Genomic DNA, 26,069 nt, shown 5'->3' with positions numbered 1-26,069 from the left:
GCAAACACTTGATTATTCAAGGGTTTTAAGGCATTCTTACATCATTCCGCCCATTCCACCCATGCCGCCCATACCACCCATACCGGCAGCGGCAGCAGCTCCGTTATCCTTTGTAGGAATATCGGATACTAAACATTCTGTTGTGAGAACCATAGCCGAGATGGAAGCTGCATTTTGCAAAGCAGAACGAGTCACTTTTGCCGGGTCAACAATACCGGCAGCAATCATGTCTTCATATTCATCGGTCATAGCATTAAAGCCTACACCGCGAGCAGACGTTCTGACTTTTTCAACAACCACAGATCCCTCTTGACCGGCATTGTTCGCAATTTGACGAAGGGGTTCTTCCAATGACCGACGGATAATGGCCACACCCGTTTTTTCATCGCCGGTTAAGCTATTCAAAGCATCAAGTGCTTGAACTGCATCGATCAAAGTTGTACCACCGCCGGCGACGATACCTTCTTCAACCGCAGCCCGAGTTGCGGCAAGAGCATCTTCAATCCGAAGTTTCTTCTCCTTCATTTCGGTTTCGGTTGCAGCACCGACTTGGATAACAGCAACACCACCGGCTAATTTAGCCAGACGTTCTTGGAGTTTTTCGCGATCAAAATCAGATGTTGTTTCTTCGATCTGCTTTTTGATTGCCTCTACGCGTTTTTTAATTTCTTCAGTGTTCCCTGAACCTTCGACAATTGTGGTTTCATCCTTGGTTACACGTACTTGACGAGCACGTCCAAGCATATCAATTGTGGTATTTTCCAGTTTAAGGCCAAGATCTTCAGTAACTACTGTGCCACCGGTAAGAACAGCGATATCTTCAAGCATCGCTTTACGGCGATCACCAAAGCCGGGGGCTTTAACCCCTACGCAAGTGAAGGTCCCACGAAGTTTATTGACAACTAATGTTGCCATAGCTTCGCCTTCAATATCCTCAGCAATAATTAAGAGTTGACGGCCGGCTTGAACCACTTTTTCGAGAACAGGAAGGATATCGGCAATAGCACCGATCTTCTTGTCTGTAATCAAGATGTAAGGATCATTTAAGACAGCTTCCATCTTGTCTGTATCTGTAATCATATAAGCGGAAATATAGCCGCGATCAAATTGCATACCTTCTACAACTTGAAGTTCTGTCGTCATCCCTTTAGCTTCTTCAACTGTGATAACGCCGTCTTTGCCAACCTTCTCCATAGCTTCGGCAATCAATTCACCAATGGTTTGATCTCCGGCAGAAATGGAAGCAACTTGGGCAATAGCCGCTTTGCTTTCAATCGGTTTAGCATTGCCTTTAATATCTTCGACAACTGCATTAACCGCTTGTTCAATACCCCGTTTGATCCCCATAGGATTAGCACCGGCTGCCACGTTTTTCAAGCCTTCATGAATAATCGCTTGGGCAAGTACAGTTGCAGTCGTTGTTCCGTCACCGGCAACATCATTCGTTTTTGTGGCAACTTCTTTAACGAGTTGAGCTCCCATGTTCTCAAAAGGATCCTCCAACTCGATATCACGAGCAATAGTAACACCATCATTGGTGATCAGCGGAGAACCGAATTTCTTATCTAAAACTACATTACGACCCTTAGGTCCCAATGTTACACGAACCGCTTCGGCCAGAGCGTTAACACCGCGTTCCAGCGCATGGCGGGCTTCTTCATTAAAAACGATTTGTTTAGCCACCTTAAAATCCTCCTTAGAATACTCACATTTTTTCACTGGGTCATAACCGGGTTATTAATATTTAAGTAATTAGCCTACAATTGCTAAAATATCGCTCTCTTTTAGGATCAGATATTCTTCGCCATCATATTTAACTTCTGTGCCGGCATATTTGGAATAAATCACTTTGTCACCGACTTTTACATCAAGAGCAATACGCTCTCCCTTTTCCATTTTTCCGGGTCCTGCTGCTACAATTTCACCTTCCATCGGCTTTTCTTTAGCCGTATCCGGCATAATAATCCCACTCTTTGTTTTTTCCTCTGATGGAAGTGCTTTAATGACGACGCGATCACCCAAAGGTTTGATGTTCATTGAAGAAATTCCCTCCTTAAGATATTTTTACGCTTTTGTTAGCACTCACTCTGAATGAGTGCTAACATCTAAGTATTATAATAGGCAAGGGGGAAGATGAAATCAAGCGTTACCAAAGCCGCTCAAATGCGATTACCTGGTTCTATTTCAAAATATCTTCACTAATCACTCTCTTACTTCATTATTCGTATAACGTTTGATTTTCAATTTCCCCTGCCCGCTCTAACCTCCATTTTGACCAAACGCGTTAATATTTATTCGTTATTTGTTTCCTGATCTGAACTTTTCTTCCAATAGTGCATAAACTAAACCAGAAATAAATATTGGTTATCGGTTGAGAAAGGGGTCTTCTGTCGCTAATGCTTAATTCTCTCCATTCTATTCTTCTGAAGGTCGTTCAAACGACCAATTCAAAGAAAAGGGGAATGAAAATGAGCTTCGGAGGACTTGGGACATTTAACTGCAGACCCTTTATACTCGGTTTATTTGACACGTATCCTATTGGTTCCCAACTAAGAATTGGTATGGATTCTTCATTCTGGATTGGGAGCTTTGGTGGATTGCAGGACGGGGTAGCCCTTTTGACTAATGCACAGTTATTCTCTAATGTCGGAACTCCCATTGATGGTCTCCGTCCTGTAGTAAGGATTCCGCTACGCAATATCACCTTTGTCAGCCAATAACCTCTTACCGGTTAGGATTTTTCCTAACCGGCTTTTTCGCATATATCAACGCCCTACTCGCAAATGAGGAGCAGGGCGTACATCACTGATATATCTTATTAGGTTGATAGTAAGCTGCTTTTGCATCATGTTATCTTTGGATGACTCCCATTATTTCGTAACGGGCTTGAATTTTCCTTAGCGTATCCTCACTCAAAACCTTGCGAACTCTTTCATGCTCAAGGTTTAGCAAATAGATTTTGGTTTTCCCGATTTTTAGGCTTGCATCAACAAATTCCTGTTCAAAGAATACTTTCTCCCGTAAAGCGAAGCGGACCACCTCTTTGACTTGAGATATCGTCCGATGCAGCTGTTCACTTAGCGCTAACCGCGTCTTCGTTGATGCAACATAGGCCATTTTTAATTGAAGCTGTGCAAGGATCTGAATCCCTTGTTCCAAATCCTGTTCAGGCTTATAGCCTATATTCTGGCTTATGAATTCCTCGAAAAAGTCTGTACTGCTAAACGCTTGCAAAACGTGATGGGTGCTTCCGTTAACACCCATTACCCTAACGTCCTTCCCCCAAGCTCGGATTTTCCGGGCAAGCGGTAAAAAATCACCATCGCCGGTAAAGAGAAGGAACGTATCAAACGTTGAAGTCCGGGTAATCAATATTTCCTGTGCTTCTAAGATAAGTTCGACATCTGCCGCATTCTTTCTTATATCCGTACTGGCATACGTGTTTTTACCAAATACATGACGGGTAAAAACATTTGTTTTTTCGAATGAAGTCTGGGTTTTCCAAAATTCTTCCCGATCAAAATTAGCATATAGGTAGATTCCTGTTATGCTAAGATCCATCCGTTGCGCATAGGTTTGGATCGCCTGCATTAGAATTTCCGGGGTTAACTCGTACCCCCTTTCTAACAGACCCATCCAAATATTCTCGTAATCGACAAAAACTATAGCCCTTAAAATCATGATCACCCCGTTTCCGGTTCACCTACTATACTGTATGCACAAACCGGACAGGGGTGACAAGCATTATTTTGAATTCATGGGCGCAGCACATTCACTGGCTTCACCTTTAAGGATTTGAATTCCATGGGGTAGGGCAGGTGCAATGGCCTGCCAACATTCTTTAACTGCTTTCGGTGACCCGGGCATATTCACAATTAAAGTGCGTTTTCGCAAAGCGGCGACTGCTCTGCTCAACATGGCTTTAGGCGTAACCTTATAACTTTCATAACGCATCACTTCGGCAATCCCGGGAACCATGCGGTCTGCAACTTCCTTTGTTGCCTCCGGTGTCACATCCCGTAAAGAAAAACCTGTTCCACCGGTAGTGAGAATCAGATCTAAACCCAAATCATCTGCCCATTCGCGCATCTTCTGCGCTAATAGCTGTTGTTCATCCGGAAGGACTGCATATTCGACGACTTCACCATCAATGTCTTTCACTAATTCTTTGAGGAGCCCCCCCGAAAGATCCTCTCTTTCCCCACGGGAACCCTTATCACTGGCTGTAATCACACCCACTTTAAACATCACTCGACCACCTCGATACTGTCTCCTACCCGTACTTGGCCCCCTTGCAGGACCCGGATAAAGATCCCTTCTTTAGGCATTACACAATCTCCGGCTTGATAGTAAATCGCACATTTTGCATGACATTTCTTACCGATCTGAGTCACTTCACCTAAACCCGCCTCCCCAATTTTAAGTTTTGTCCCGACTGGTAAGCTCACGAGGTCTATTCCTTCGGTCGTTAAATTTTCGGCAAAATCGCCGGGACCAACATCCAGTCCTTTATCTTGCATCTTTTTAATACTTTCCGTCGCGAGCAAGCTCACTTGACGATGCCAATCTCCGCCATGGGCATCCCCTTCGATCCCAAAATTTACTTTTAATAATCCCTCACCTACGTTTTTCTTTCGCATCCCTTTACGTTCACTTGTGCACACCGCAATGATCTTTGCCATTTTCTATCTCCTTTTTCATAAACTTGATTCGTATTTACGAACTTTTATTAACGGACAAAATGACCGCTTTTTCCGCCTGACTTTTCCATAAGGCGAATTTCACTTATCGTCATTCTTTTGTCAATCGCCTTGCACATATCATAAATCGTTAAAGCGGCAACACTGACTGCCGTTAATGCTTCCATTTCTACTCCCGTTTTACCCGTTACTTTTACTGAGGCTTCAATTTCAATGGTTCCCGGTGGAACAATTTCAAAATTGAGTTCCGCACCCGTAATTCCTAAGGGGTGGCACATCGGGATTAAGCTTGATGTCTGTTTAGCCCCCATGATACCCGCCACTTGGGCAACCGCTAAAACATCTCCTTTAGCGATTTGTCCCTGACGAATCCTCTCCAGCGTATCCGGCTGCATTTCAACCTTTCCCCTTGCAACCGCGACGCGTCTCGTTTCTCCTTTGTCACTGACATCGACCATCCTGGCCCTGCCATTCTCATCAAAATGTGTAAGTTCCATCTTTTATCCTCCGATCTGAGACATCACACGGCTGCCTTGCCACGCTTCCTCGTTCATATGGTGTTCTACCGGTTTATTCCAAACGGCTTGCTTTAATATCTCTAACAACTCTTCATCGGTACTTCCGTTTCTCAGCGCATGACGCAAATCGATTTCCTTGGGACTATGCAGACAAGGCCGCAATTTCCCATCCGCCGTCAAACGCATCCGATTACAGGTGCTGCAAAAATGGCGGCTTAATGCGCTAATAAATCCAATATCTCCCTCTAGTCCTTCTAGCGTTACATACTCTGCCGGTCCGCCCCCATAAACCTTCTTTTGAGATTCTAAGCCCTTTAATCCCAGAACTTCTTTCATTTCAGCAATTGAGACAAACTCATCTCGTTGATCTGAGCTGACTCCTATAGGCATGAGCTCGATAAAGCGAACCTGAATTGGATATTTCCGGGCCAATTCAAAGAACTTCGGTAATTCATGCAGATTAAAATCGCGAACTACGACAACATTAATTTTTACCGGTTTTAAATCAGCCTCAAGAGACCGATTAATGCCCTGTAACACTTTGCTCACGTCTCCGCCCCGTGTCATTTCCCTAAAACGTTCAGGGTCAAAAGTATCGAGGCTGATATTGACACGGTTTAAGCCTGCTGCTTTCAAGTCAAACGCCATTTCTGGTAAGAGCATTCCGTTCGTTGTCAGCATTAGATCCTCAACTCCCGGAATTTGCGAAACTTGACTGATGAAATCGACCAGTCCCTTGCGTACAAGCGGTTCTCCCCCTGTGAGTCGAAAACGCTTAAAACCGATATGCGTACTTAATTTAACCAAGCGATAAATTTCCTCATAGCTAAGGATGTCCTCATGAGCAATCCATTGCACACCTGAGGCAGGCATGCAGTACTGACAGCGAAGATTACAGCGATCAGTTATGGAAATACGCAAATATTCAATTCGCCGTTCAAATTGATCTTGCATTAAAATCCCTCTTTTCATCAAGGCCGTTTGGAAATGATAGAAATAAAAAAACTCCGCGGTCTGTCTAAACCGCGGAGTTATCCCGCATTGATTTAACAGACTCCTTTCCAACAGGAGATATTATCGTTTCCGACAATACCCGAGTGTAAAAACACTTGCCTAGTCACCATAGCCTAAAGCTTTAGGTTATCTAGTTTCGGAGCATTCTTATATTACACGACTTTAAAACATTACTTTAATTCGCTATAAAAGTATATTTTCCTCCTTAATTTATTCCTTCCCTACCAATTTCTTCTGAAAGTTTAACCAATCTTCAGGCGTATTCACATTGCACAAAAGCAAACGTGGATCGCCAAAACAAGCGAGTTCATTTTCTTTAACATAGCGAACAGATAATTGGGGAAAGAAATCAATGACCTTATAGTGACCTTCCTGAAGGAAGTCTTTTATCTTTGGGAGACATGATTTATTGTAAAGGGCAAAAAGCGGATGTATTCTATCCTTCGTCCTTGGCACAATACAATCATACCCTTTTTCTGTCAAAGAAGCCATAAATCGAATAAGTTCAGGATTAAGTATCGGGATATCGCAGGCAACGAAAAACGCATACTCCGTATGTGCTTCTTCCAAGCAAGCATGAAGGCCTCCCAGCGGACCCGTCCCTATATATTGGTCCTGTACTACTTTTTCCTTATAAGAACGGTAAAGTTCAGGAGTATTGCTGCTTATCAAAACATCACTGAAAAGAGATTCAAGAGTAGCCAGATTTCTCTCGATCAAGGGTTTACCGTCAATTTCTAGAAAAGCTTTGTTTTTACCCATGCGAGAGCTCTTCCCACCGGCAAGCACAATGCCTGTGATTTCTAAAATTTCGACGACCCCCTCCGTCTTGAAAATCGAATTATTTCTTTTCTTTTTCAATATATACCCATTCCCTATTGAAAGCAACTTCTTTCCTTCTCAACAGAATACTGATGACAAAACAAACCGAGGGGAGAAAGAATCCTCTCGGTTTGTTTAAACAGCACCTATTAACCTACGCGCTCAATCCTGACTCCGCAAACTTTATATTCATAAGTCTTGGTTATCTTATCATACGCGCCATTGGTCAAAACATTTGTCGGAGATTCTTTATAGTGGAGTGTCATGAAGATCATTCCCGGTGGAACACGATCGGTTACTCTAACCTTGGTTTCCAGTTCACCCCGCCGTGAGGCTACTTTTACCTGTTCCCCGTCTTTTACCCGAAGCCGCTCGGCGTCCTTAGGATTAAGTTCGGCATACTCTTCCGGGGCATAAGCCTCAAGCGCCCCCGAATTGCGTGTCGTAATATTATAATGAGCAAGTTTACGGCCGGTACTTAAGAGGAAGGGATAGTCTTCATCGGGGAGTTCATCCGGCAGTTGATATTGAACGGTCCTGAATAATCCTTTGCCCCGTGAGAATTGACCTTCATGCAAGAACTTAGTCCCCGGATGTTCCGCATCGGGAACAGGCCATTGCAGTCCCTTTTGGCCAAGACGTTCATGCGAAATTCCGGCGTAAGAAGGGGTTAGGGCCGCGATTTCCTGCATTACCTCGGCTGTTGAGGCATAGGTCAAAGGATAGCCCATGCGAGTTGCAATCTCGCAAATAATCTGCCAATCCTGTCTTGTATTGGCAATCGGTTGGATTGCTTGATTTACCATTTGAACCCGGCGTTCGGTATTCGTAAACGTTCCTGTCTTCTCCGCAAAGCTCGTGCCCGGTAAGATGACATCGGCTAATTGGGCCGTCTCAGACATAAAAATATCTTGTACAACGAGAAAATCAAGAGCTTGCAATCCCTTACGGACATGATTGGCATCAGCATCTGTCAGTACGGGGTCTTCCCCAAAAATATACATGGCTCGCAGTGTTTTTTCGACTGCCGAATCGAACATATCCGGTATCATAAAGCCCGGATTCGGATTCAGCGGAACATTCCAGGCCCCTTCAAACTTAGCACGGGCCGTCAGACTCGTCACTTTTTGATAACCGGGGTAGTCCGTAGGCAAAGCTCCCATATCGCACGCGCCTTGAACATTGTTTTGTCCGCGCAAAGGATTGACACCGGAACTTTCTTTCCCGATATTTCCGGTTAATAACGCCAGATTGGCAAGGCTCATTACGTTATCCGTACCGCAGGTATGCTCTGTAATACCCAGGGTATAGAAGATTTGAGCCCGCTCAACATTAGCATATAGCCGTGCCGCTTCGACCATTTGTTCAAGGGGAACTCCGGTAATTTTGCTTACGGCTTCAGGCGGGAATTTCTTCAGGTTTTCAACGAAAGCCTCATAACCCTCTGTCCGCTCTTCGATGAATTTCCGGTCAGCCCAGCCTTTTTCCAGAATAATATTCATGATCCCATTGATCAGCGCAATGTCTGTTCCGGGACGCAGCTGCATCCAAACATCCGCCTTATCCGCAAGTTCGATGCGGCGCGGATCAGCGACAATAAGCTTAGCCCCCCGGGCTAAAGCCTGTTTCATCTTTGTCCCTATGACAGGATGAGCTTCTGTCGTGTTTGATCCGATCACGAACATCACTTCGGCATTAGGGATTTCGTTAATGGAGTTTGTCATCGCTCCCGAACCAAATGAAGTAGCCAGACCGGCTACAGTAGGAGCGTGTCAAGTCCTGGCGCAGTGGTCAATGTTATTCGTTCCGACCACCGCGCGCATGAATTTTTGCATAAGGAAATTCTCTTCATTGGTACAACGAGCAGAGCTTAAAGCACCGATGCTGTCCGCCCCGTATTGATTTTTAATTTCACCCATTCGGGAGGCGACTAAATCAAGAGCCTCTTCCCAACCGGCTTCAACAAATTCCCCATCTTTCTTAATCAGGGGAGTTGTTAAACGATTCGGGCTATGAATCATATCAAAACCGAAACGTCCTTTCACACAAAGGGCTTTACCATTTACGGGTGATTCCGGATTCGAAGTGACCCCAATGACTTTCCCGTCTTTAACATTAAGATCAAAATTACATCCCGTTCCGCAGAAAGGGCAAGTCGTTTGAACCTTCTTTATTTCCCAAGGGCGGCCTTTCCCAACCATCTGCTTCTCCGTAAGTGCTCCGACCGGGCATACGGCAACGCAGTCACCGCAGAATACGCATTCCGACTCACTGTAAGGTACTCCAAAAGCCGGTCCTACTTGGGAGTTAAAGCCGCGTTTAAAGAAGTCCAGATTATATTGCCCCTGCATTTCCTCGCAAGCCCGAACGCATTTTCCACAAAGAACACATTTATTGGGATCTCTTAATATAAAGGGATTACTATCATCTAAAGGCAGTTCCCTTCGTACCCCTGCATATCTCTCCCCTGTTGCTCCGTATTCATAGGCGTACTCAGCAAGTGAACAGTCCCCCATCTTTTGACAGGTCATGCAGTCCAATGGGTGATTTGCGACTAAAAGTTCGAGAATCGTCTTCCGTGCCTTTCTCACCTTTTCCGTCTGTGTCCGCACCGTCATACCTTGAGCAACTTGGGTTACGCAGGAAGGCGGAAGATTGCGCATGCCGTCAATCTCAACAATGCATAGCCGGCAGGCCCCTGCATTCGTAAGCTCCGGATCTTGGCAAAGTGTTGGGATCGGAATATTATGCATGCGGCAGGCTTCCAGGACCGTGCTGCCCTTAGGCACATCATATTCTGTCCCATTAATCGATAATGTCAGCCACTCCACGAATTTCACTCCTCTCTAAGCTCGTATCACTGCCCCAAACTTGCATTTTTCCATACAGGTTCCGCAACGAATGCAACTATCCTCTTTGATCGCATAAGGGGTATTTTTATCTCCGGTGATACATTTCGCGGGACAATTCTTTGAACAAAGTCCGCATTTCTTGCATTTTTCCGGATCGATTGAATAACTTAAGAGTTCTTTGCACACGTGTGCCGGACACTTTTTATCCCGGATATGAGCCTCAAATTCCGAACGGAAATACTTGAGCGTCGCCAGGATCGGATTCGGTGCATTTTGCCCCAAACCGCATAGAGAGGTTTCCTTAACCGTCAATGCTAATTGTTCAAGCGTTTCCAGGTCATCCTCTTTACCTTCACCCTTGCAAATCCGGTCCAGGATCTCCCACATGCGTTTATTTCCCTCGCGGCAGGGTGTACATTTGCCGCATGATTCACTCTGGGAGAAATTAAGGAAAAATCGGGCAATATCCACCATACAGGTGGTCTCATCCATAACGACCAGACCGCCGGAACCTACCATCGCACCGGCCTTAGTCAGGGTATCATAATCCACCTGTAAGCCAAGCATTTCCTCCGGCAGACATCCACCTGAGGGTCCTCCGATCTGTACTGCCTTAAACTTCTTGCCTTCGCGAATACCGCCGCCGATGCCAAAGATGATTTCCCGCAGGGGCATACCCATAGGGACTTCAACAAGACCCGTATTGTTAACTTTGCCTGTTAACGCAAAGATTTTTGTGCCTTTGCTCTTTTCAGTTCCGAACCGGGCATACCATTTCGCCCCATGTCTCAAGATATGAGGGATATTCGACCAAGTCTCGACATTATTAATATTTGTCGGCTTTCCCCATAAACCACTTACGGCAGGGAAAGGAGGTCTGACCCGAGGCATTCCCCTTTTTCCTTCGATTGAGGCCATCAAGGCCGTCTCTTCACCACAGACAAACGCTCCGGCCCCGGGTTGTATTTTCAGATGAAGATTAAAGCCAGTATTCAGAATGTTATCTCCGAGATAGCCTGCATCTTCCGCCTGCTTAATTGCGATTTGCAGATGTTTGATGGCCTGTGGATATTCCGCGCGGCAATAGACATACCCTTCATCGGCCCCAATAGCATAAGCCCCGATCAGCATTCCCTCGATAACGGAATGGGGGTCTCCTTCCAAAACACTTCGATCCATGAAAGCGCCGGGGTCTCCCTCATCAGCATTGCAAATAATGTATTTTTTCTCCCCGGGAGAAGCCTGGCAAAAGCCCCATTTTAGGCCGGTAGGGAAACCTGCTCCACCGCGGCCTCTTAAACCCGCTTCTTTTACTTCTTCAATGACCTGCTCAGGTGTCATATCCAGAAGCGCATGCTTGAGTCCCTGATAACCGTCCCGCGCGAGATAGTCTTCGATTTTAGTAGGATCAATCAGACCACAATTTCGAAGAACAACCCGATGCTGTTTAGCAAAGAATTGAGTCTCCGTGTAATCTTTCGCGGGTTGGCCTGTCAAAGGATCGACATAAACAAGCCTTTCGACCCGCTCACCCTCACCAATCTCCTTGTGTACAATCTCAGGGATATCTTCTTCATTGACTAACGTATACAGCGTTTGCTCCGGTTCGATTACGACCGTCGGACCTTTCTCGCAGAAACCCTGACAACCGGTAGGAATAACTTCGACTCGATCGGTCAAACCTTGCCGAAGGATTTCCTGATTAAGCAGATCAAGGATCTTGTGAGCGCCTGAAGAAGTGCATCCCGTACCGGCACAAACCAATACTTTTTTCTTAGTCGTCATTCCCTAACCCCCTACTCATACTTCGCGAGGATTCCCTGAATTTGCTCTGAGGTTAAACGCCCATGAACTTCTCCGTTTACTGAGATAACAGGTGCTAGGCCGCATGCTCCAATGCAGTTGACGATTTCCAAAGTATACCGCCCGTCCTCAGTGGTTTCCCCATCTTTAATTTTAAGTTCATTTTCAATCGTATCTAAGATTTTAGCCCCCCCACGAACATGGCAGGCTGTTCCCAGGCATATACTGATCACATTACGTCCCATAGGAGTTAATCGGAATTGCGCATAAAAAGTAACGACCCCATATACCTTAGCAATCGGGATTTCCATTTCCAGACTAATGTGTTTTAAAACATGTTCCGGCAGGTATCCGTATATTTCTTGAGCTTGTTGCAGAACGGGGATCAATGCCCCTTTTTGTGATTTGTAGTGAGAGATAAGTTCGTCAAGTTTTACCACTTTAGGGTCCACCAGATCTTTACACTCCTCACCCATTCATTTCCCTCCCCTTACGGTTATGTTTTAATCTCTTTTACTGATTTAAACCAGAGAATTCCTTCTTCCGTGACAAGTGCATCCATTTTGAAATCAAACGGCTCAAGCGGAATCTCCGGTAAAATTTGACATGAGAAGGCCAGTGCAATTTTAGGTGTTTCAGGACGCAGACGGTTTAGGAAACGATCATAATAGCCGCCTCCATACCCCAATCGATTGCCTTGCCGATCAAAAGCCGCCCCGGGGATAATAATCATTTCGATCTCCTCCGGATTAACCGGATTTAATTTCTCGCCTTTGGGTTCCCGAATTCCCCATTTTCCGGGTTCAATATCTTCATTCAGATCGTGAATTTCCGCTGGTATTAATATACCATGCGACGCGCAGCGGGGCAAAATTAAACGTTTTCCTGATTCAAGTATGGACACTGCAAGCAAAGTTGTATCCACTTCATCCCTAAAATTCAAAAAGGACATGATTGTCTTAGCCGCTTTAAATTTTGACAGCCCCTTAACAATTGATAGAATTTTTTGACTCTTTACTTCCCGTTCTTCCCTTGTCAGCGAAGCCCTCAAGTTTAAAGCAGTTTCGCGCACCATTCGTTTATCGATCATAGAACCTCCGCTTTTTAAAAGTTCTTCATTATTTTTTTCGGCGTATCCTCACGAAATCCTTCCTATCTCCCTAAATACTTTTTACAATATTTTGGAAACACATTTGTTCGATTGGAGTTATCCCCAAGAAGTAATTCTAAAACAGAGGAATTTATCCCACTTATCCACATTATCCACAGCCCCTGTGTGTAAAGTTATCCGCTTATCCCCAAACTTCCTGAAATCCCTCAAACCCGCTTTTTGCAGTTATTCACAGACTTATCCACATTATCCACAGTTTTTCTCTATCCACAGAACATTTAAGCCCCTACCCGAAAGTCCTAGTCCCTTTAAATTTAAAAATAACCCCTATGGCCTAATCGAAAAAAAGGAACCGTTCATAATCATTATGCAACAGTTCCTTTTTTATAAAAGGGGGATAATTAGGATTTGATATAAGGATTTAGGCTAAATTAAGTCCGGGAACAGCATTGAGATTCCAAGGTGCAAAATCTTGCACAAGATAATGATAATAGCCTGCAGTCGCAATCATAGCCCCATTATCCGTACAAAAAATGGAAGGAGGATAGAGAAAGCGAATATTTCTTGTTTGGAGCTCCTCTGTCAAACGTTCTCTCAGCAAGGCATTAGCTGCAACCCCGCCTGCCAGTACGAGTGTTTTGGCACCGGTCCTCTCTAAAGCAAGCAGGGCTTTCCGAACGAGCACATCGATTACCGCCTGTTGAAAAGAAGCCGCAATATCGGGTACACTGAGTTCTTCCCCTTTCATTCGCGCCGAATTCAAGGTATTAAGAACTGCGGATTTCATCCCGCTAAAGCTAAAATCTAAACTTCCCGGTTCTAACATAGCACGCGGAAACTCGAAAGCATGAGGGTTTCCTGATAAAGCAGCCTTCTGAATTTGAGGTCCGCCGGGATACCCTAACCCCAATGCGCGTGCAATTTTGTCGAGGGCCTCTCCCGCAGCATCATCGCGCGTATGCCCCAAAACTTGATAATGACCATGTCCTTCAAAATAAACCAGATGGGTATGTCCGCCCGAAACAAGCAAGGCCAGTAACGGGAACGTCAAGTCAGGCGTATTAAGAAAGTTAGCATAGATATGCCCCTCCAGATGGTTGATTCCAATCAAGGGAACCCCGGCTGCATAGGCCATTGCCTTGGCCCCTGCAACTCCGACTAAAAGAGAACCCACTAACCCCGGTCCATACGTCACCGCAATCCCTGAAAGATCTGAAAATTTCACACCTGCTTCTGACAAGGTTTGATGCATAACCCCTTGAAAATGGAGCAGGTGCTCCCGTGAAGCAATCTCCGGTACAACCCCGCCATATTTTTGATGGGTGCTGATCTGCGAAGAAATAATATGACTTAATAATTCCCGCCCATTGCGGAGAACTGCAGCCGAAGTCTCATCACAGCTTGTTTCTACTCCTAAAATTAAAATATCTGAACTCGCGATTGGGCTCACCTCCTAGCGCTCTGCTTCCAATGAATCGAGCTCAACCCACATGATCAAAGCATCCTCTCGATTATTGGTGTAGTATTCCTTTCTTCTACCGGCCGTCACAAATCCCAAACGTTCATAAAGCCTCTGTGCTGAGAAATTGCTTGTTCGAACTTCTAAGGTCATCCGTTCCATTCCCTCAGAGCGCATCTTCTCCATAACGGAGCGCATCAGGAATTCTCCGAGACGCTTCCCCCGAAATTCAGGAGCAAGCGCGACATTTGTAATATGCCCCTCCTCCAAAATAAACCATAAACCCATGTAACCGATAACCTGCTCGTCCATCACAAGGCAAAAATAACGGGCGTACTCATTGTCCTTTAATTCCGTGATAAAGGCATGCAGCGACCACGGCGTCGGAAAAGAAGCGTGCTCAATCTTCATGATGCGCTCAAGGTCATCTTCCTTCATAGGACGAATAAGGACATTGGCAAACGGTTCTTCACTCATCCCGATGCTCTCCATTCTTTTTTAGCCGTGCCTCCTCTTTTTTCGCCCAAGTCACTTCAGCTTCGGAAAGACGAAGGTAGAAGGGCTCCACACTTTCCCCCTGAGGTTTCTCACACCAGCGTTGCCAGACCTCCTTAACGGCGTAAGCAGCTCTGGGCAAAACTAAATAATCGGGAAGAATGACAGCACGCTCACCCATCTTTTCAAGGATCAGTTCTTGATAACGTGAAACGGCATCGCCGACAAACATAACCGGGCGATCTATACGAGCACATTCTTCTAACCAACGCTTGGGCTCGATTGCTTGAGGTTGGACCCGACAGTCCGGTCTTCCGGATGACACATCCCAAAAATAACCTGCAGTGTACCATTCATTTTTCCGTGCATCAAGAATCGGTACAATCGCTTCACTTCGCCCATAACCGGTCCAGGCTAAAGCATCCAAAGAGAGAACACCGATCAAAGGAAGCCGGAGGACTTCAGCCAGACCTTGCGCAGAAGCAATACCGATACGGATCCCTGTGAAGGAGCCCGGTCCGCGCACGACTCCGATAAAATCTAAATCTTGAAGTTTCCAGGCTGCCGCCCCGAGCAATTGATCCAGCATTGGAATCAGCCGTTCAGAATGCGTTTTCGTGGTATGCAAAAAACCTTCCGCAACAAGCTTCCCCTCTTCTCCCAAACCCAGCGCGGTCACCTTTGTCGTTGTGTCAATCGTAAGATACTTCATGGTTCCTAACCTCTTCCTATTGATCAATCTTTCATCTGCTCAGAAAAAACCTGTTCAAGACGGCTCTGCCAGCTTTCTTTTGGATAATGGAAGGAAAAAACTCGAATATCCTCCCCGCTTCCTTGAATTTGAATATCCAATCGATCCTCCGGAAGATAGTCTTCCGCAATTTCCGGCCATTCAATAAGGCAAATCGTATCCGTTTGGAACGCATCTTCGACACCTATGACTTCAACTTCCTCCGGATGTTGCAAACGGTAAAGATCCATATGAACAAGCCGAAGAAGGCTATCCTGCGACGGAACCGTGTATTCCTGGATTAAAGTAAAAGTCGGGCTGGTCACATCTGCCGCTATTCCTAACCCTGCAGCAATTCCTTGAGCCAAGGCCGTTTTACCTGCGCCCAAATCTCCTGCCAAACAGAGGATATCTCCCCCTTTTAAGACGTGACCCAGAGATTGTCCCAACTTTAGCGTTGCCTCTTTACTCTTGCTTTTAAACGTATATTCCATCGGTTCACCCTTCCGGTTTAACGATTTGACCATTGATGATCACGATTTCAGGCTGTGCTTGCAGTGTAAGCGGATGGTCACTCCAGATCACCATGTCCGCATCTTTCCCCACTTCTAAGGAACCGACGCGATCTGCAACGCCAAGAATTTCAGCGGGGTTAATGGTAATTGCTTTCAGTGCATCTTCAGGATCCATCCCATCTTTAACAGCAAGAGCAGCACATAACGGGAGCCGCTCAATGGGTGTTACAGAATGATCGGTTATAATTGCAACTTTAACCCCGGCACGGGCTAAAATTCCCGGAGTCTTAAAGGATTTTTCTTTTAATTCAACTTTAGCCCGGTTAACCATTGCCGGTCCTACTGCAGCCGGATATCCATACTCCACTAATTCCTCTGCAATCTTATGTCCTTCGGTGCAGTGCTCAATAACTAAATCAACCTTAAACTCCCGTGCAATTCGAATCGCTGTCATGATATCATCGGCACGGTGAGCATGCGCTCTTAAGGGGATTTCCCGCTTTAAAACGCGAGCGATATTTTCCAATCCTAAATCCCGTTCCGGCTTTTTCTCGGGATCTTTTTTTCCATCTTCCAACTTTTCCAGATAGACTTGAGCATCGACAAGGGCCTGACGCAAAAGCCCTGCCGTCCCCATCCGGGTCATCGGCATCTTCTTCTGCTCGCCGTACACGGTTTTAGGATTTTCTCCGAAAGCAACTTTTAAACCCGCAGGTTCACGAATGATCATCCGATCGACAATATTCCCGACTGTTTTAAGCACGACACCGGTACCCCCAATGACATTGCCGCTTCCGGGCGTTGAAAAAACGGTCGTTACCCCTCCTAAACGAGCATCTCTAAATCCTTCATCCTCAGGATTAATGCCATCAATCGCGCGCAGCTCAGGAGTAAGAGGATCTGTCATTTCATTTAAATCATCCCCTTCGGTTTGGTAAATTTCTTCTCCAATCCCAACATGAGTATGCGCATCAATAAATCCCGGCAACACCCATTTTCCGTCCGCCTCAATGACATTAATGTCTGCAGGAACCTCAATCTTTTCTCCAAGAGCCTTGATTTTCCCCGCCTCGATCCAAATGCTTCCTATAAATTCCCGACCGGCCATCGTTTTAATCCGGCCATTCCGTATCCATAAACTAATAGGTTTGTTCGTATTCATCAGTACTCCTCCAATTCAGTAAAATAATCCCGGCTAAGACAAATCCACCGCCGGCCCATTGAACAAGGCTTGGAATTTCCCTTAAAATAAGGGCTGCCAAAATAAAAGCTATGGGTAGCTCGAAGGTACTTAAAATGGCTGCTCGATCTGAGCCAATTTTTTTAATTCCAAACATGATTAAGTAGAAGGGAAAAATGGACGCGATCGTTGCTAAAGCGATACCAATCTTCCAAACCTCCGGACTCGACCAAGGAATCTGAAATAGATTTCCTCTCAAGTAGAGCATTAACCCCAGTGAAGAAAACCATTGGGAATAGCACATTGCCGTAAATGGAGAAACCTCTTGCAAAGCAACTTCGCCGATGAGATTAAAGCTTGTATACGCAACTGCGGATGCAATACCCAGAAGTATACCCATTAGTGGAATCCCGTTTACCCCGGAAAAGATTCCACTTGCCAAGGTCGTCCCTGCCAAGGTAAAAAGTAAAGCAATGATCTCTTTAAGACTCACTTTTTTATGTAAAAACACAACTCCTGCTCCCATAACCAGAACCGGATAAAGGTAAAGCAAAAGTGTCGCCATGGAAACCGGTAAAAAGAACAATGCATAAGCATAGAGAATACTTGTTCCTAAACTGCCGACTAAGCCTTGAAGCACAAGCAAGAGTGAATTTCGCTTGGAAATGAAAAATATCTTCCGGTTAAAAAACAAACCGTAGAATAGAAGCAGTGAAGACGCTATCCATGATTGGAGGGCCAAAATCTGTACAGGGCTTAAATCTAAGGTATAGGCCGTTTTAAATAGAATCGAGGTCATAGCAAAACAGACGGCTGAAAGGAGCACGGCAATTTCCCCAATAATTCCCTGTTTACTCTTATGGACTAACAAACTCATGATCTCCTCCCCGAACATGTTGTGAATCCCCTCAAATCTAAAGTTATGATGATGTCAAAGGGAAACTTGAGCATTTTCCGGTATATCTTTCATAGATAGTCCAACCCGCTCGCGGACTTTATCAATGCTGAGCACCTTGACTTTAACGATATCACCCACGGAAAGAGCTTCCATAGGATGTTTAATAAATTTCTGACTGATTTGTGAAATATGCACCAACCCATCGTGTTTAACACCAATATCGATAAAAGCTCCGAAATCAACGATATTGCGAACGGTCCCTTCCAGAATCATGCCTTCATTTAAATCCTCAAGATGTGTCACATCCCGTCGGAGCTTCGGTCGGGGAAGATCCTCCCGTGGATCACGGCCCGGACGTTGTAAAGCATCCAAAATATCTTTAACCGTCGGTACCCCTGCCTGGAATTCTTCCGCTAAATCTTCCGCTTGGAGAACCGCAATCTCCTGCCTGACGTCCGCCGGACGCTTTGCTAAATCATCTACGGTGAAGCCGGCCTTATGCAAAATATTTTCCGCCAAAGCATAGGATTCCGGATGAACGGGTGTATTTTCTATAGGATTCGCGCCGCCCGGGATGCGAATGAATCCGGCACACTGAATAAAGGTTTGCTCCCCGAGCCGAGGAATCTTCTTCAGTTGAGCACGCTTCAGGAATCTTCCGTTTTCTTCACGCCAAGCCACAATATTTCTGGCGATCGCCGGCTTTAAACCGGCAACATACTGCAACAAAGAAGGTGAGGCCGTGTTTAGATCAACCCCGACGGTATTCACCGCGGATTCGACCACACCCTGTAACGATTCATCTAAACGTTTGGGCTGAACATCATGTTGGTACTGCCCGACACCCACTGCCTTAGGCTCGATTTTAACAAGTTCAGCCAACGGATCTTGCAGCCGACGGGCAATCGATACCGCACTGCGCAGTGAAAGGTCAAAATCCGGGAATTCCTCTCCGGCAAGTTTTGAAGCTGAATAGACAGAGGCACCGGCTTCACTGACAATAATATATTCAGTTTGAAAATTGCTTTCCTGAAGAAGTTCGGCAACAATCTCTTCTGTTTCCCGGGAGGCAGTCCCATTGCCAATCGTCATAATATCTACTTGATATTGTTCAATGGCCTCTCGCAAAATGCGTTTTGCTTCTTCACGTTTATTTTGGGGCGGGTGGGGATAGATTACACCGACCTTGAGCAGTTTTCCAATGTCATCCACAACTGCGAATTTACACCCTGTTCGAAAACCGGGATCAAGTCCCAGGACAACTTTGCCTTGAACAGGGGGTTGAAGAAGAAGCTGACGCAGATTTGCGGCAAACACCTTGATCGCTTGTTCTTCCGCTTTTTCCGAAAGTTCTCCGCGAACCTCCCGTTCAATTGAAGGTGCGATTAATCGTTTATAAGCATCCTCTGCCGCATGCATAACCCAAGCCGCACAGGGACCTGTCTTAACATATCCGGCCTGAATCAGGCGCAAAGCTTCTTCCGCAGGGGCTTCAATCTTAACGGTTAAAAATTCTTCCTTTTCCCCCCGGTTTAAAGCTAATATCCGATGAGGCGGGATTTTGCGTACGGGTTCCCGATAATCATAATACATCTCATAAGAAGAACGTTCTTCCTTTTTTTTAGCGGACGCGGCAATATCCCCTAAGCGAAAGGTCGTTGCCCGAATGCGTTTGCGCAAATTCGCATCATCTGAGATAAGCTCGGCAAGTATATCCGAAGCCCCGGCTAAAGCTTCTTCAGCCGTTTCTACTCCAAGTTCCGGGTTAATATAATTTAACGCTTCCCGCTCAGGCTCTCCGGCAGGGTCTTGGCTTAAAATCCAAGATGCCAAGGGTTCCAGACCCTTTTCCTTCGCAATCGTTGCACGCGTACGGCGTTTTTGTTTATACGGTCGGTAAAGGTCTTCTACTTCGTGAAGAACCTGCGCTTTCGTAATTTGCTCGGCAAGCTCTTCCGTGAGTTTCCCCTGTTCCTCAATCAAGCGAAGGACTTCATTTTTGCGCTGTTCTAAATTTCTAAGATATTCTAAACGCTCGACAATGCAGCGCAGTACATTCTCATTGAGTTCTCCGGTTACTTCTTTACGATAACGGGCGATAAAAGGAATTGTATTGCCCGAATCCAATAATTGTATCGTTTCTTTGACTTGATTAGGTCTTAAACTCAACTCTTGAGCAATTAATGAGGCAAAGTCCAAAGGATTTAGCCCTCCTTTAAAAGTTCTTAAGTTTTAATTATAGCACTTTTCCCGGTGGAGGTTAAATTACTAAATTTCGCAAAAAAGCTCTTCCTTTTTCAGGAAGAGCTTTAAATGAGATCCTTGTAAAAGACAACTTAGGGTAAATTATTTAAAGGATTTACGGTGCTCCCATTGACCATAACTTCAAAATGGAGGTGGGGTCCTGTCGAATTTCCGGTTGATCCCACTAGCCCAATGGTTTGTCCCTTGGAAACGCTCTGTCCCACTGAAACAAGAAGTTTGGAGGCATGCCCGTAGCGAGTGGTAACTCCGTTTCCATGATCAATCACGATCATGTTTCCATAACCGCCGCCCCAGCCTGCGCTGATCACTTTTCCTTCGGCAGCAGCGGCAAACGGATCACCAATATTCCCGGCAATGTCAATGCCTGTATGCATACTTCCCGAACGATAACCATAATAGGAGTTAATATGTGTTCTTAAGGGCCAACTCAATCCCGAAACATTCCCGCTTCCACGTGAGGCTGAAGCAATGACTACGGTTCGTTGCGGACCTTTAGAGATCACTTGTTCTACCGGTTTCTTTGTCACCTTTTCGTCAACGATACTTTTACTTACGACCTTATCATTCTTCTGGACATATGTATAAGTAACATCTTTTTCCCCGTCACTTCCGGCCTGAGCAATCTTCGTCTGTCCGCTTGCAAGATTGCTGTCCGTTTTAGTGACAACATCAAACGGAAGTGTTTCTTGATCTGTACGCGTTCCTGTGGCAACAACGGTTAAGTAAGGTGAAACCTTTTCCAAAAATATCTTTTGCCCGGGTTTAATATTGGTATCTAGGGTTGCCCCCGGATTTGAGGCAAGTACCTCCATGGTTAACATATTGTTTTTACGGGCAATAAGCCACCAAGAATCACTCGGTTGAACCGTGTATTCAAGCTTTTCAATATTGCCTTTTTTCAGTTTTTCTAAGGCCTGATCCGCTGTTATTACCTCTTTAGGAGAGGCCTCCACGGTTTGTGTATCCACATTTTCTTCGAATTGGACATCATCAATTTGGTTGGTATCACTGGGTTTGACAAAGCTCTCTTGATACGACTTTAAAACGTTTTGAGCTTCTTGCTCAGACGGAAGAAGGAAGAGGGTCTGTTCGCCAATGGTTATCGCACCTGCTTCGATATATGTAGACAACTTTTCTTGCAGTTCTTCCTCGGAAAGAGGCTGAATATCTGCTTCACTAATCCGTGCCCGTTTAAATTTAATTTCGTCATGGGTTTTGGCCGCAACACCAATTGAAGAACCTTTTTCCTTTAAAACAGTTTGGATAAGCTCTTCCCCGCTTTTCTCATTCACCACAACTCCGACTTGTTCACCGTTTATAATAAGATACGCTGCAGAAGATGAGTTTGCGAGATAATAACCACCGCTTCCTAAAACTATAAGTACAGCTAAACTTCCGCCAATCACCTTAGGGGATTTCCACCATTCCTTTTGAGACCAAGGTTTACTGAGTAACCATTCTTTACTGTGCAGCCAAGGTTTATTCTTAAGAAACAAGCTGAGACTAAATTTCTCCATCTGGACCTCCCAATTATCCTTGATTTTGATTTTGCTTTAGACTTCGCTTCTGCTTAAGGTCAAAGTCGTAAATTTTCAGTGTCTAATGACAACCCTTTTTTATTATACAAGATGCTTGTGAGTTTTTGGTGAATTTTTTTAAAAAAAGTAAAAAAATATCCAGTGGCTTAAAAAATCCCCCCTTTTAGCTATAATAGTAAAAGAAAATATTTTAGTGATAATTTGGAGGAAAAAAATGCAACACAAATTTTCCCGAACCGAAATACTCATAGGCACCCAAGGGCTAGAGCGGTTAAAACAAAGTCATGTCATGGTATTTGGTGTCGGCGGGGTTGGGTCTTTTGCTGTCGAAGCACTCGCTCGTGCCGGAGTTGGACGCTTAACCCTGGTAGATTATGATGAGATTAGTCTAACAAACCTCAATCGCCAAATTCATGCGCTCTATTCGACACTCGGTCAGGCAAAAGTTGATGTGATGAAAGATAGGATCGCTCAAATCAACCCTGAAGCTCATGTTGATGCGCGTAAAGAATTTTACCGGGAAGAAAAAGCTGACGATTTTTTAGGGAGCCAACCGGACTATGTTGTTGATGCCATTGATACCGTTTCAGGTAAAGTAAGCTTAATCAAAGAATGCCGCAAACGGGATATTCCATTGATCTCCAGCATGGGAGCAGGCAACCGGCTGTCCGCCAATAATTATAAAATAACAGACCTTTCGAAAACGAGCGGTGATCCGCTTGCTAAAGCCGTACGAAAATTGCTTAGAAAAGATGGCATTACTTCCGGTGTAAAGGTCGTCTATTCCCCCGATTTGCCTCAAGAGCCGCTGTTTAGTGAAATAGATGATGATTCCGCATCAAAGCGACAGATTCCGGGAAGTATTTCCTTTGTCCCCTCAGTCGTAGGATTGCTGATCGCCGGAGAAGTGGTACGGGATTTGCTTAAATAACCCGCCTACTTTAAAACTTCATTCATACTGCCGCTGCGCAAGCCTTGAAGATCCAGCGTGACGTAGGTGAAACCCAACTTTTTCAGGCGAATCACTATCGTATCGATAATCGCAGGAGTTAGCTTAGCAAAATCCCGCCGGGGCAATTCAACTCGAGCAAGCTTCTGATGATACCTTACTCGAAGCTCCGGAAAGCCAAGTTCGTGCAAGGCTGTCTCCGCCTGATCAATGATTTTCAATTTTTCAAGGGTAATTTCCTCACCATAGGGCAACCGCGAAGATAGACAGGCTAAAGAAGGCTTATTCCAAGTGGGCAAGCCAAGATCTTCGGATATCCTGCGAATATCCTTTTTGGTCATTCCCGCTTCCTGAAGTGGGCTGCGAACGCCCAGCTCATCCTTGGCCCTTCCTCCCGGTCGATAATCCTGAAGGTCATCAATATTTGCCCCATCGATGACAAAGCTGATTCCTTTCTCGTTCTTAATCATAATCAATTGAGAATAAAGGTCTGATTTACAGTAATAACAACGATCGTGAGGGTTCTTTCTAAAATTGGGATTAGCGAGTTCATTGGACTGAAACACAAGATGCTCAATTCCGATTTTCTTGGCGGCTGAAATTGCTTCCTCTAATTCACTTTTAGGGTGAATTTCCGAAGCGGCTGTTACGGCAATACTTTTTTCACCTAAAACATCAAAGGCAACTTTCGCCAAAAGAGTACTGTCCACTCCACCGGAATAAGCGACAAGAACCGAACCCATGCTCTTTAATATATTTTCTAACTTATTCAATTTTGAAGTGATCATCATGCTCATTTAACTCCTCCATGCCGATACTTTAATTTTACAACAATGGTTTTAGATTTCAAGTCATGTAAATTTGCCCATACTTATTTCTAATGAATGGAGATAAATTAAAGAAATGTCACATTTAGTGGTATAATACAAGCAATACTATTATCCGATGGAAATAGGAATGGTTCATGTCCTTATTACATAATTTGGTGTGGTGAAAACGATGAGAGATATAATCTTTGAGGATTTCCCTTTTGGTATCATTTGTATAGATGGTAATCAGCAAATTATTCGGAAAAATAAGAAATCGGATCAATTGCTTTACCCTATCAATGAGCGGGAGCTTTTTCCCCTTCTCCTCAAGCTTAAAGACGAACAGACGTCCCTATGGATAGGGCCTAATAACCAACCTCTGTATTTCAAGTTTTTTTCGGTTGAAGGCTCATCCCATTCCTTGGTTCTTATTGGAACTGAACCTGATTTTACGAGCAATGTACCGTCATTTTTTGAACGGCGCATTGAAGATTTTCCGGCTGACCCTCATGGTGTCACTGAGCGGATTGTTGGGCTCATAAGTGATGCCGTAACTTTTGAACGTTTGGACTTATTACGCATTCAACCTGAAACTCAAAGATTTGCTTATGACTATTCGATTGGGATTAATCTCGAAAGAACAGTCCATACCGTCTTTGTGAAAATGAATGATAAGTCGGGGCTTTCCTGGATTTTTAATCATGAAACTCCGCATCTTGTTGACGATCTTGGAAAAGTTCAAAACCGTCTTGAAGACCCGCTTCTTTTTAATACCGGGTTCAGGTCCATTTTACGGGTTCCTATTGTATTAGGCCATGGTGTTGTCGGGGCAATAATGCTGGCAAGCTCGGAAGCGGGACGTTTTCAACTCGAAGATGCCTTTCTTATCGATCAATTTTCCAAGCTTTGTGCTCAAGCTTACTTTCATTCAGGTCTGCAATTAGAATATAACTCACAAAAAATAACCGCTACGGCTTTTTTCCAAACCACTACCGCGTTACTCGATGAAAATAATATAAAAGATTTTCTGATAGAATACTGTGACAAGCTGCATAACCTTTCCGGGATGGAGCATATTTGCATTTTCCTTACGGATGAAAAAATGAAGCAGCGTCTTTGCCTGGCAGAAGCCGGTAAAGATTCTTTTGCCGAGGGTCAATGGCTTCCTGTCCCTGATTCAGGAATGACTGAGATGTTCAAAACACAAGCCATTGTTGCCTTCAATATTAAAAGCCAAGCCTATACGGGCGGTGATCAACTTCTCGGCAAAGGTTTTACCTCAATCATCTACTCCCCAATTATCAATAACGGCAAAATCGTTGCAGCATTGGGTGGGGTAAGCTCCGATGAAAGAGCACTCTCTCCTGAAATCTATTATTTATTTAAATCCTCCAGCGAACAGTTAAACTTTGTTTTTAAAAACGACCGACTTAATCAATTACGAACGCCTGCGCCGGTTAAATACCGCAACTGTCAGGCAGCACACATTGGATTTCAAAAAATCATCGGGGCTTCCCCAATTATGCAGGAAACGATTCGCCGCGCTGCTACAGCGGCTCAATACGAGTTTCCAATCCTCATCACAGGGGAAACCGGAACAGGTAAAGAGCTTTTTGCCAAAGCCATTCATCAAACGAGTCAAGTCGCGAAGGGGCCGTTTATCGTTGTAAACTCAGCTGCCATACCGGATAATCTCCTTGAATCTGAGCTTTTTGGTTATCAAGAAGGGGCTTTTACAGGGGGACTCAAGGGAGGCAAGCGCGGTAAGGTTCTTCTCGCCGATGGGGGTACTTTGTTTCTCGACGAAATCGGCGAACTATCAACCGAACTCCAGGCAAAGCTTTTACGGGTCATTCAAGAACAAGAAGTAGAACCCATTGGATCAACTAAGCCTATTCCTGTTCATGTTCGAATTATCTCGGCGACACATCGAAACCTTAAGCAAATGGTTCAAGACGGTCGTTTCCGAGAAGATTTACTCTATCGGCTCAATTCTATTGAAATCCAGTTACCCCCTTTGCGTGAACGCGGAACGGATATCATCGAACTTGCCGAGCATATGCTTCAAGAACTTGCAAAACAGCATGGGGTTCATCCCAAGACCTTCTCGTCGGAAGCTCGCGAAATCCTAATGGAATATAACTGGCCCGGTAACGTACGCCAGCTTCAAAATCTAATGAATCGCCTTTTTGTATTTGTTGAATCAAAAACGATACAGCCGAAGGATCTGACCCCTGATTTACGTTCTGCACTCGAGAGTACAAATGAGACGGAAAAAGAGAAAATGAAGCGCCTTCTTAACGAATTTGGCGGGAATAAAACAGCCCTCGCTCAATCCCTTGGAATCACACGCACCGGGCTTTGGAAAAAGCTAAAGCGTTTAGAACTTCAGTAAATTAAAAACCAAAAAG

The 26,069-nt window shown here is 44.9% G+C and carries 24 protein-coding genes and 1 riboswitch; of the genes, 3 read left to right on the top strand and 21 right to left on the bottom strand.

The annotated features are described in order from the left end of the window. Positions 1–36 precede the first annotated feature (36 nt). Together groL and groES are read right to left on the bottom strand one after the other, a co-directional pair. Entirely contained in the window at positions 37–1,683 is a 1,647-nt protein-coding gene (groL, locus tag VB077_RS09455) for a chaperonin GroEL (protein WP_323414975.1), read from the bottom strand. Between the two features lie 69 nt (positions 1,684–1,752). Then, on the bottom strand, positions 1,753–2,037 hold the full coding sequence (groES, locus tag VB077_RS09450; protein WP_323414974.1) for a co-chaperone GroES: 285 nt from the start codon (positions 2,035–2,037) through the stop codon (positions 1,753–1,755). A gap of 359 nt (positions 2,038–2,396) precedes the next feature. On the opposite strand from groES, the gene VB077_RS09445 reads away from it, so the two are divergent. Beyond that, positions 2,397–2,720, top strand: a complete 324-nt coding sequence (locus VB077_RS09445; protein WP_323414973.1) for a hypothetical protein — start codon at positions 2,397–2,399, stop codon at positions 2,718–2,720. A gap of 130 nt (positions 2,721–2,850) precedes the next feature. On the opposite strand, the gene VB077_RS09440 is transcribed toward VB077_RS09445, so the two are convergent. From VB077_RS09440 to VB077_RS09355, 18 genes are all read right to left on the bottom strand, one after another. Beyond that, on the bottom strand, positions 2,851–3,681 hold the full coding sequence (locus VB077_RS09440; protein ID WP_323414972.1) for an NYN domain-containing protein: 831 nt from the start codon (positions 3,679–3,681) through the stop codon (positions 2,851–2,853). 63 nt (positions 3,682–3,744) lie between these two features. After that, complete coding sequence (locus VB077_RS09435; protein ID WP_323414971.1) at positions 3,745–4,248, bottom strand: MogA/MoaB family molybdenum cofactor biosynthesis protein; 504 nt, start codon at positions 4,246–4,248, stop codon at positions 3,745–3,747. After that, entirely contained in the window at positions 4,248–4,682 is a 435-nt protein-coding gene (locus VB077_RS09430; RefSeq protein WP_323414970.1) for an MOSC domain-containing protein, read from the bottom strand. Before VB077_RS09430 ends, VB077_RS09435 begins: the two co-directional genes overlap by 1 nt. Before the next feature lie 47 nt (positions 4,683–4,729). Beyond that, entirely contained in the window at positions 4,730–5,197 is a 468-nt protein-coding gene (gene moaC / locus VB077_RS09425; protein WP_323414969.1) for a cyclic pyranopterin monophosphate synthase MoaC, read from the bottom strand. A gap of 3 nt (positions 5,198–5,200) precedes the next feature. Beyond that, positions 5,201–6,172, bottom strand: a complete 972-nt coding sequence (gene moaA, locus VB077_RS09420; RefSeq protein ID WP_323414968.1) for a GTP 3',8-cyclase MoaA — start codon at positions 6,170–6,172, stop codon at positions 5,201–5,203. A gap of 86 nt (positions 6,173–6,258) precedes the next feature. Next, a riboswitch (molybdenum cofactor riboswitch) is annotated at positions 6,259–6,386 on the bottom strand. A 56-nt stretch (positions 6,387–6,442) separates the two neighbouring features. After that, a complete protein-coding gene (mobA, locus tag VB077_RS09415; protein WP_323414967.1) occupies positions 6,443–7,093 on the bottom strand; it encodes a molybdenum cofactor guanylyltransferase in 651 nt (216 codons plus the stop codon). A 110-nt stretch (positions 7,094–7,203) separates the two neighbouring features. Beyond that, the gene (gene fdhF / locus VB077_RS09410) at positions 7,204–9,885 is read right to left on the bottom strand and encodes a formate dehydrogenase subunit alpha (protein ID WP_323414966.1); all 2,682 of its coding nucleotides are present in this window, start codon (positions 9,883–9,885) and stop codon (positions 7,204–7,206) included. A 15-nt stretch (positions 9,886–9,900) separates the two neighbouring features. Then, positions 9,901–11,691 carry an NADH-quinone oxidoreductase subunit NuoF gene (gene nuoF, locus VB077_RS09405; RefSeq protein ID WP_323414965.1) on the bottom strand — a complete coding sequence of 597 codons (1,791 nt, stop codon included), beginning with the start codon at positions 11,689–11,691 and terminating at the stop codon, positions 9,901–9,903. 11 nt (positions 11,692–11,702) lie between these two features. After that, positions 11,703–12,185 carry an NADH-quinone oxidoreductase subunit NuoE gene (nuoE, locus tag VB077_RS09400; RefSeq protein WP_323414964.1) on the bottom strand — a complete coding sequence of 161 codons (483 nt, stop codon included), beginning with the start codon at positions 12,183–12,185 and terminating at the stop codon, positions 11,703–11,705. Positions 12,186–12,205: 20 nt separating this feature from the next. After that, positions 12,206–12,799 (bottom strand): 5-formyltetrahydrofolate cyclo-ligase, encoded by a 594-nt coding sequence (locus VB077_RS09395; RefSeq protein WP_323414963.1) that lies wholly within the window; start codon positions 12,797–12,799, stop codon positions 12,206–12,208. 442 nt (positions 12,800–13,241) lie between these two features. Next, entirely contained in the window at positions 13,242–14,270 is a 1,029-nt protein-coding gene (gene tsaD / locus VB077_RS09390) for a tRNA (adenosine(37)-N6)-threonylcarbamoyltransferase complex transferase subunit TsaD (protein WP_416337049.1), read from the bottom strand. Between the two features lie 3 nt (positions 14,271–14,273). Beyond that, positions 14,274–14,756, bottom strand: a complete 483-nt coding sequence (gene rimI, locus VB077_RS09385; protein ID WP_323414962.1) for a ribosomal protein S18-alanine N-acetyltransferase — start codon at positions 14,754–14,756, stop codon at positions 14,274–14,276. Continuing rightward, complete coding sequence (gene tsaB / locus VB077_RS09380) at positions 14,749–15,486, bottom strand: tRNA (adenosine(37)-N6)-threonylcarbamoyltransferase complex dimerization subunit type 1 TsaB (protein ID WP_323414961.1); 738 nt, start codon at positions 15,484–15,486, stop codon at positions 14,749–14,751. The genes rimI and tsaB overlap by 8 nt, the downstream gene beginning before the upstream one ends. Before the next feature lie 23 nt (positions 15,487–15,509). After that, the gene (gene tsaE, locus VB077_RS09375; RefSeq protein WP_323414960.1) at positions 15,510–15,998 is read right to left on the bottom strand and encodes a tRNA (adenosine(37)-N6)-threonylcarbamoyltransferase complex ATPase subunit type 1 TsaE; all 489 of its coding nucleotides are present in this window, start codon (positions 15,996–15,998) and stop codon (positions 15,510–15,512) included. Positions 15,999–16,002: 4 nt separating this feature from the next. Next, on the bottom strand, positions 16,003–17,181 hold the full coding sequence (locus VB077_RS09370) for an amidohydrolase (protein WP_323414959.1): 1,179 nt from the start codon (positions 17,179–17,181) through the stop codon (positions 16,003–16,005). Continuing rightward, a complete protein-coding gene (locus VB077_RS09365) occupies positions 17,159–18,076 on the bottom strand; it encodes a DMT family transporter (RefSeq protein ID WP_323414958.1) in 918 nt (305 codons plus the stop codon). Before VB077_RS09365 ends, VB077_RS09370 begins: the two co-directional genes overlap by 23 nt. A gap of 54 nt (positions 18,077–18,130) precedes the next feature. Further along, complete coding sequence (locus tag VB077_RS09360; protein ID WP_323414957.1) at positions 18,131–20,296, bottom strand: Tex family protein; 2,166 nt, start codon at positions 20,294–20,296, stop codon at positions 18,131–18,133. A 137-nt stretch (positions 20,297–20,433) separates the two neighbouring features. After that, on the bottom strand, positions 20,434–21,879 hold the full coding sequence (locus tag VB077_RS09355; protein WP_323414956.1) for a peptidoglycan DD-metalloendopeptidase family protein: 1,446 nt from the start codon (positions 21,877–21,879) through the stop codon (positions 20,434–20,436). 235 nt (positions 21,880–22,114) lie between these two features. On the opposite strand from VB077_RS09355, the gene VB077_RS09350 reads away from it, so the two are divergent. Further along, positions 22,115–22,831 carry a tRNA threonylcarbamoyladenosine dehydratase gene (locus VB077_RS09350; protein ID WP_323414955.1) on the top strand — a complete coding sequence of 239 codons (717 nt, stop codon included), beginning with the start codon at positions 22,115–22,117 and terminating at the stop codon, positions 22,829–22,831. Between the two features lie 5 nt (positions 22,832–22,836). Here VB077_RS09350 and larE read toward each other — a convergent pair whose 3' ends face one another. Continuing rightward, positions 22,837–23,640: an ATP-dependent sacrificial sulfur transferase LarE gene (larE, locus tag VB077_RS09345; RefSeq protein ID WP_323415129.1), complete on the bottom strand. Its 804-nt coding sequence runs from the start codon at positions 23,638–23,640 to the stop codon at positions 22,837–22,839. 208 nt (positions 23,641–23,848) lie between these two features. On the opposite strand from larE, the gene VB077_RS09340 reads away from it, so the two are divergent. Beyond that, entirely contained in the window at positions 23,849–26,053 is a 2,205-nt protein-coding gene (locus VB077_RS09340) for a sigma 54-interacting transcriptional regulator (RefSeq protein ID WP_323414954.1), read from the top strand. Positions 26,054–26,069 lie beyond the last annotated feature (16 nt).

This window comes from Desulfitobacterium sp. (assembly GCF_034927245.1).
In the GTDB taxonomy this organism is placed as follows: domain Bacteria; phylum Bacillota; class Desulfitobacteriia; order Desulfitobacteriales; family Desulfitobacteriaceae; genus Desulfitobacterium_A.
The sequence above is the reverse complement of the archived record's forward strand: the minus strand, read 5'-3'. Positions and strand labels throughout refer to the sequence as shown.

Bases quoted from the DNA above. Each gene is read 5' to 3' on its own strand.
- groES (WP_323414974.1), bottom strand. From the start codon at position 2,037: ATGAACATCAAACCTTTGGGTGATCGCGTCGTCATTAAAGCACTTCCA.
- VB077_RS09445 (WP_323414973.1), top strand. From the start codon at position 2,397: ATGCTTAATTCTCTCCATTCTATTCTTCTGAAGGTCGTTCAAACGACC.
- VB077_RS09440 (WP_323414972.1), bottom strand. From the start codon at position 3,681: ATGATTTTAAGGGCTATAGTTTTTGTCGATTACGAGAATATTTGGATG.
- VB077_RS09435 (WP_323414971.1), bottom strand. From the start codon at position 4,248: ATGTTTAAAGTGGGTGTGATTACAGCCAGTGATAAGGGTTCCCGTGGG.
- VB077_RS09430 (WP_323414970.1), bottom strand. From the start codon at position 4,682: ATGGCAAAGATCATTGCGGTGTGCACAAGTGAACGTAAAGGGATGCGA.
- moaC (WP_323414969.1), bottom strand. From the start codon at position 5,197: ATGGAACTTACACATTTTGATGAGAATGGCAGGGCCAGGATGGTCGAT.
- moaA (WP_323414968.1), bottom strand. From the start codon at position 6,172: ATGCAAGATCAATTTGAACGGCGAATTGAATATTTGCGTATTTCCATA.
- nuoF (WP_323414965.1), bottom strand. From the start codon at position 11,691: ATGACGACTAAGAAAAAAGTATTGGTTTGTGCCGGTACGGGATGCACT.
- nuoE (WP_323414964.1), bottom strand. From the start codon at position 12,185: ATGGGTGAGGAGTGTAAAGATCTGGTGGACCCTAAAGTGGTAAAACTT.
- VB077_RS09395 (WP_323414963.1), bottom strand. From the start codon at position 12,799: ATGATCGATAAACGAATGGTGCGCGAAACTGCTTTAAACTTGAGGGCT.
- rimI (WP_323414962.1), bottom strand. From the start codon at position 14,756: ATGAGTGAAGAACCGTTTGCCAATGTCCTTATTCGTCCTATGAAGGAA.
- tsaB (WP_323414961.1), bottom strand. From the start codon at position 15,486: ATGAAGTATCTTACGATTGACACAACGACAAAGGTGACCGCGCTGGGT.
- tsaE (WP_323414960.1), bottom strand. From the start codon at position 15,998: ATGGAATATACGTTTAAAAGCAAGAGTAAAGAGGCAACGCTAAAGTTG.
- VB077_RS09370 (WP_323414959.1), bottom strand. From the start codon at position 17,181: ATGAATACGAACAAACCTATTAGTTTATGGATACGGAATGGCCGGATT.
- VB077_RS09365 (WP_323414958.1), bottom strand. From the start codon at position 18,076: ATGAGTTTGTTAGTCCATAAGAGTAAACAGGGAATTATTGGGGAAATT.
- VB077_RS09355 (WP_323414956.1), bottom strand. From the start codon at position 21,879: ATGGAGAAATTTAGTCTCAGCTTGTTTCTTAAGAATAAACCTTGGCTG.
- VB077_RS09350 (WP_323414955.1), top strand. From the start codon at position 22,115: ATGCAACACAAATTTTCCCGAACCGAAATACTCATAGGCACCCAAGGG.
- larE (WP_323415129.1), bottom strand. From the start codon at position 23,640: ATGATGATCACTTCAAAATTGAATAAGTTAGAAAATATATTAAAGAGC.
- VB077_RS09340 (WP_323414954.1), top strand. From the start codon at position 23,849: ATGAGAGATATAATCTTTGAGGATTTCCCTTTTGGTATCATTTGTATA.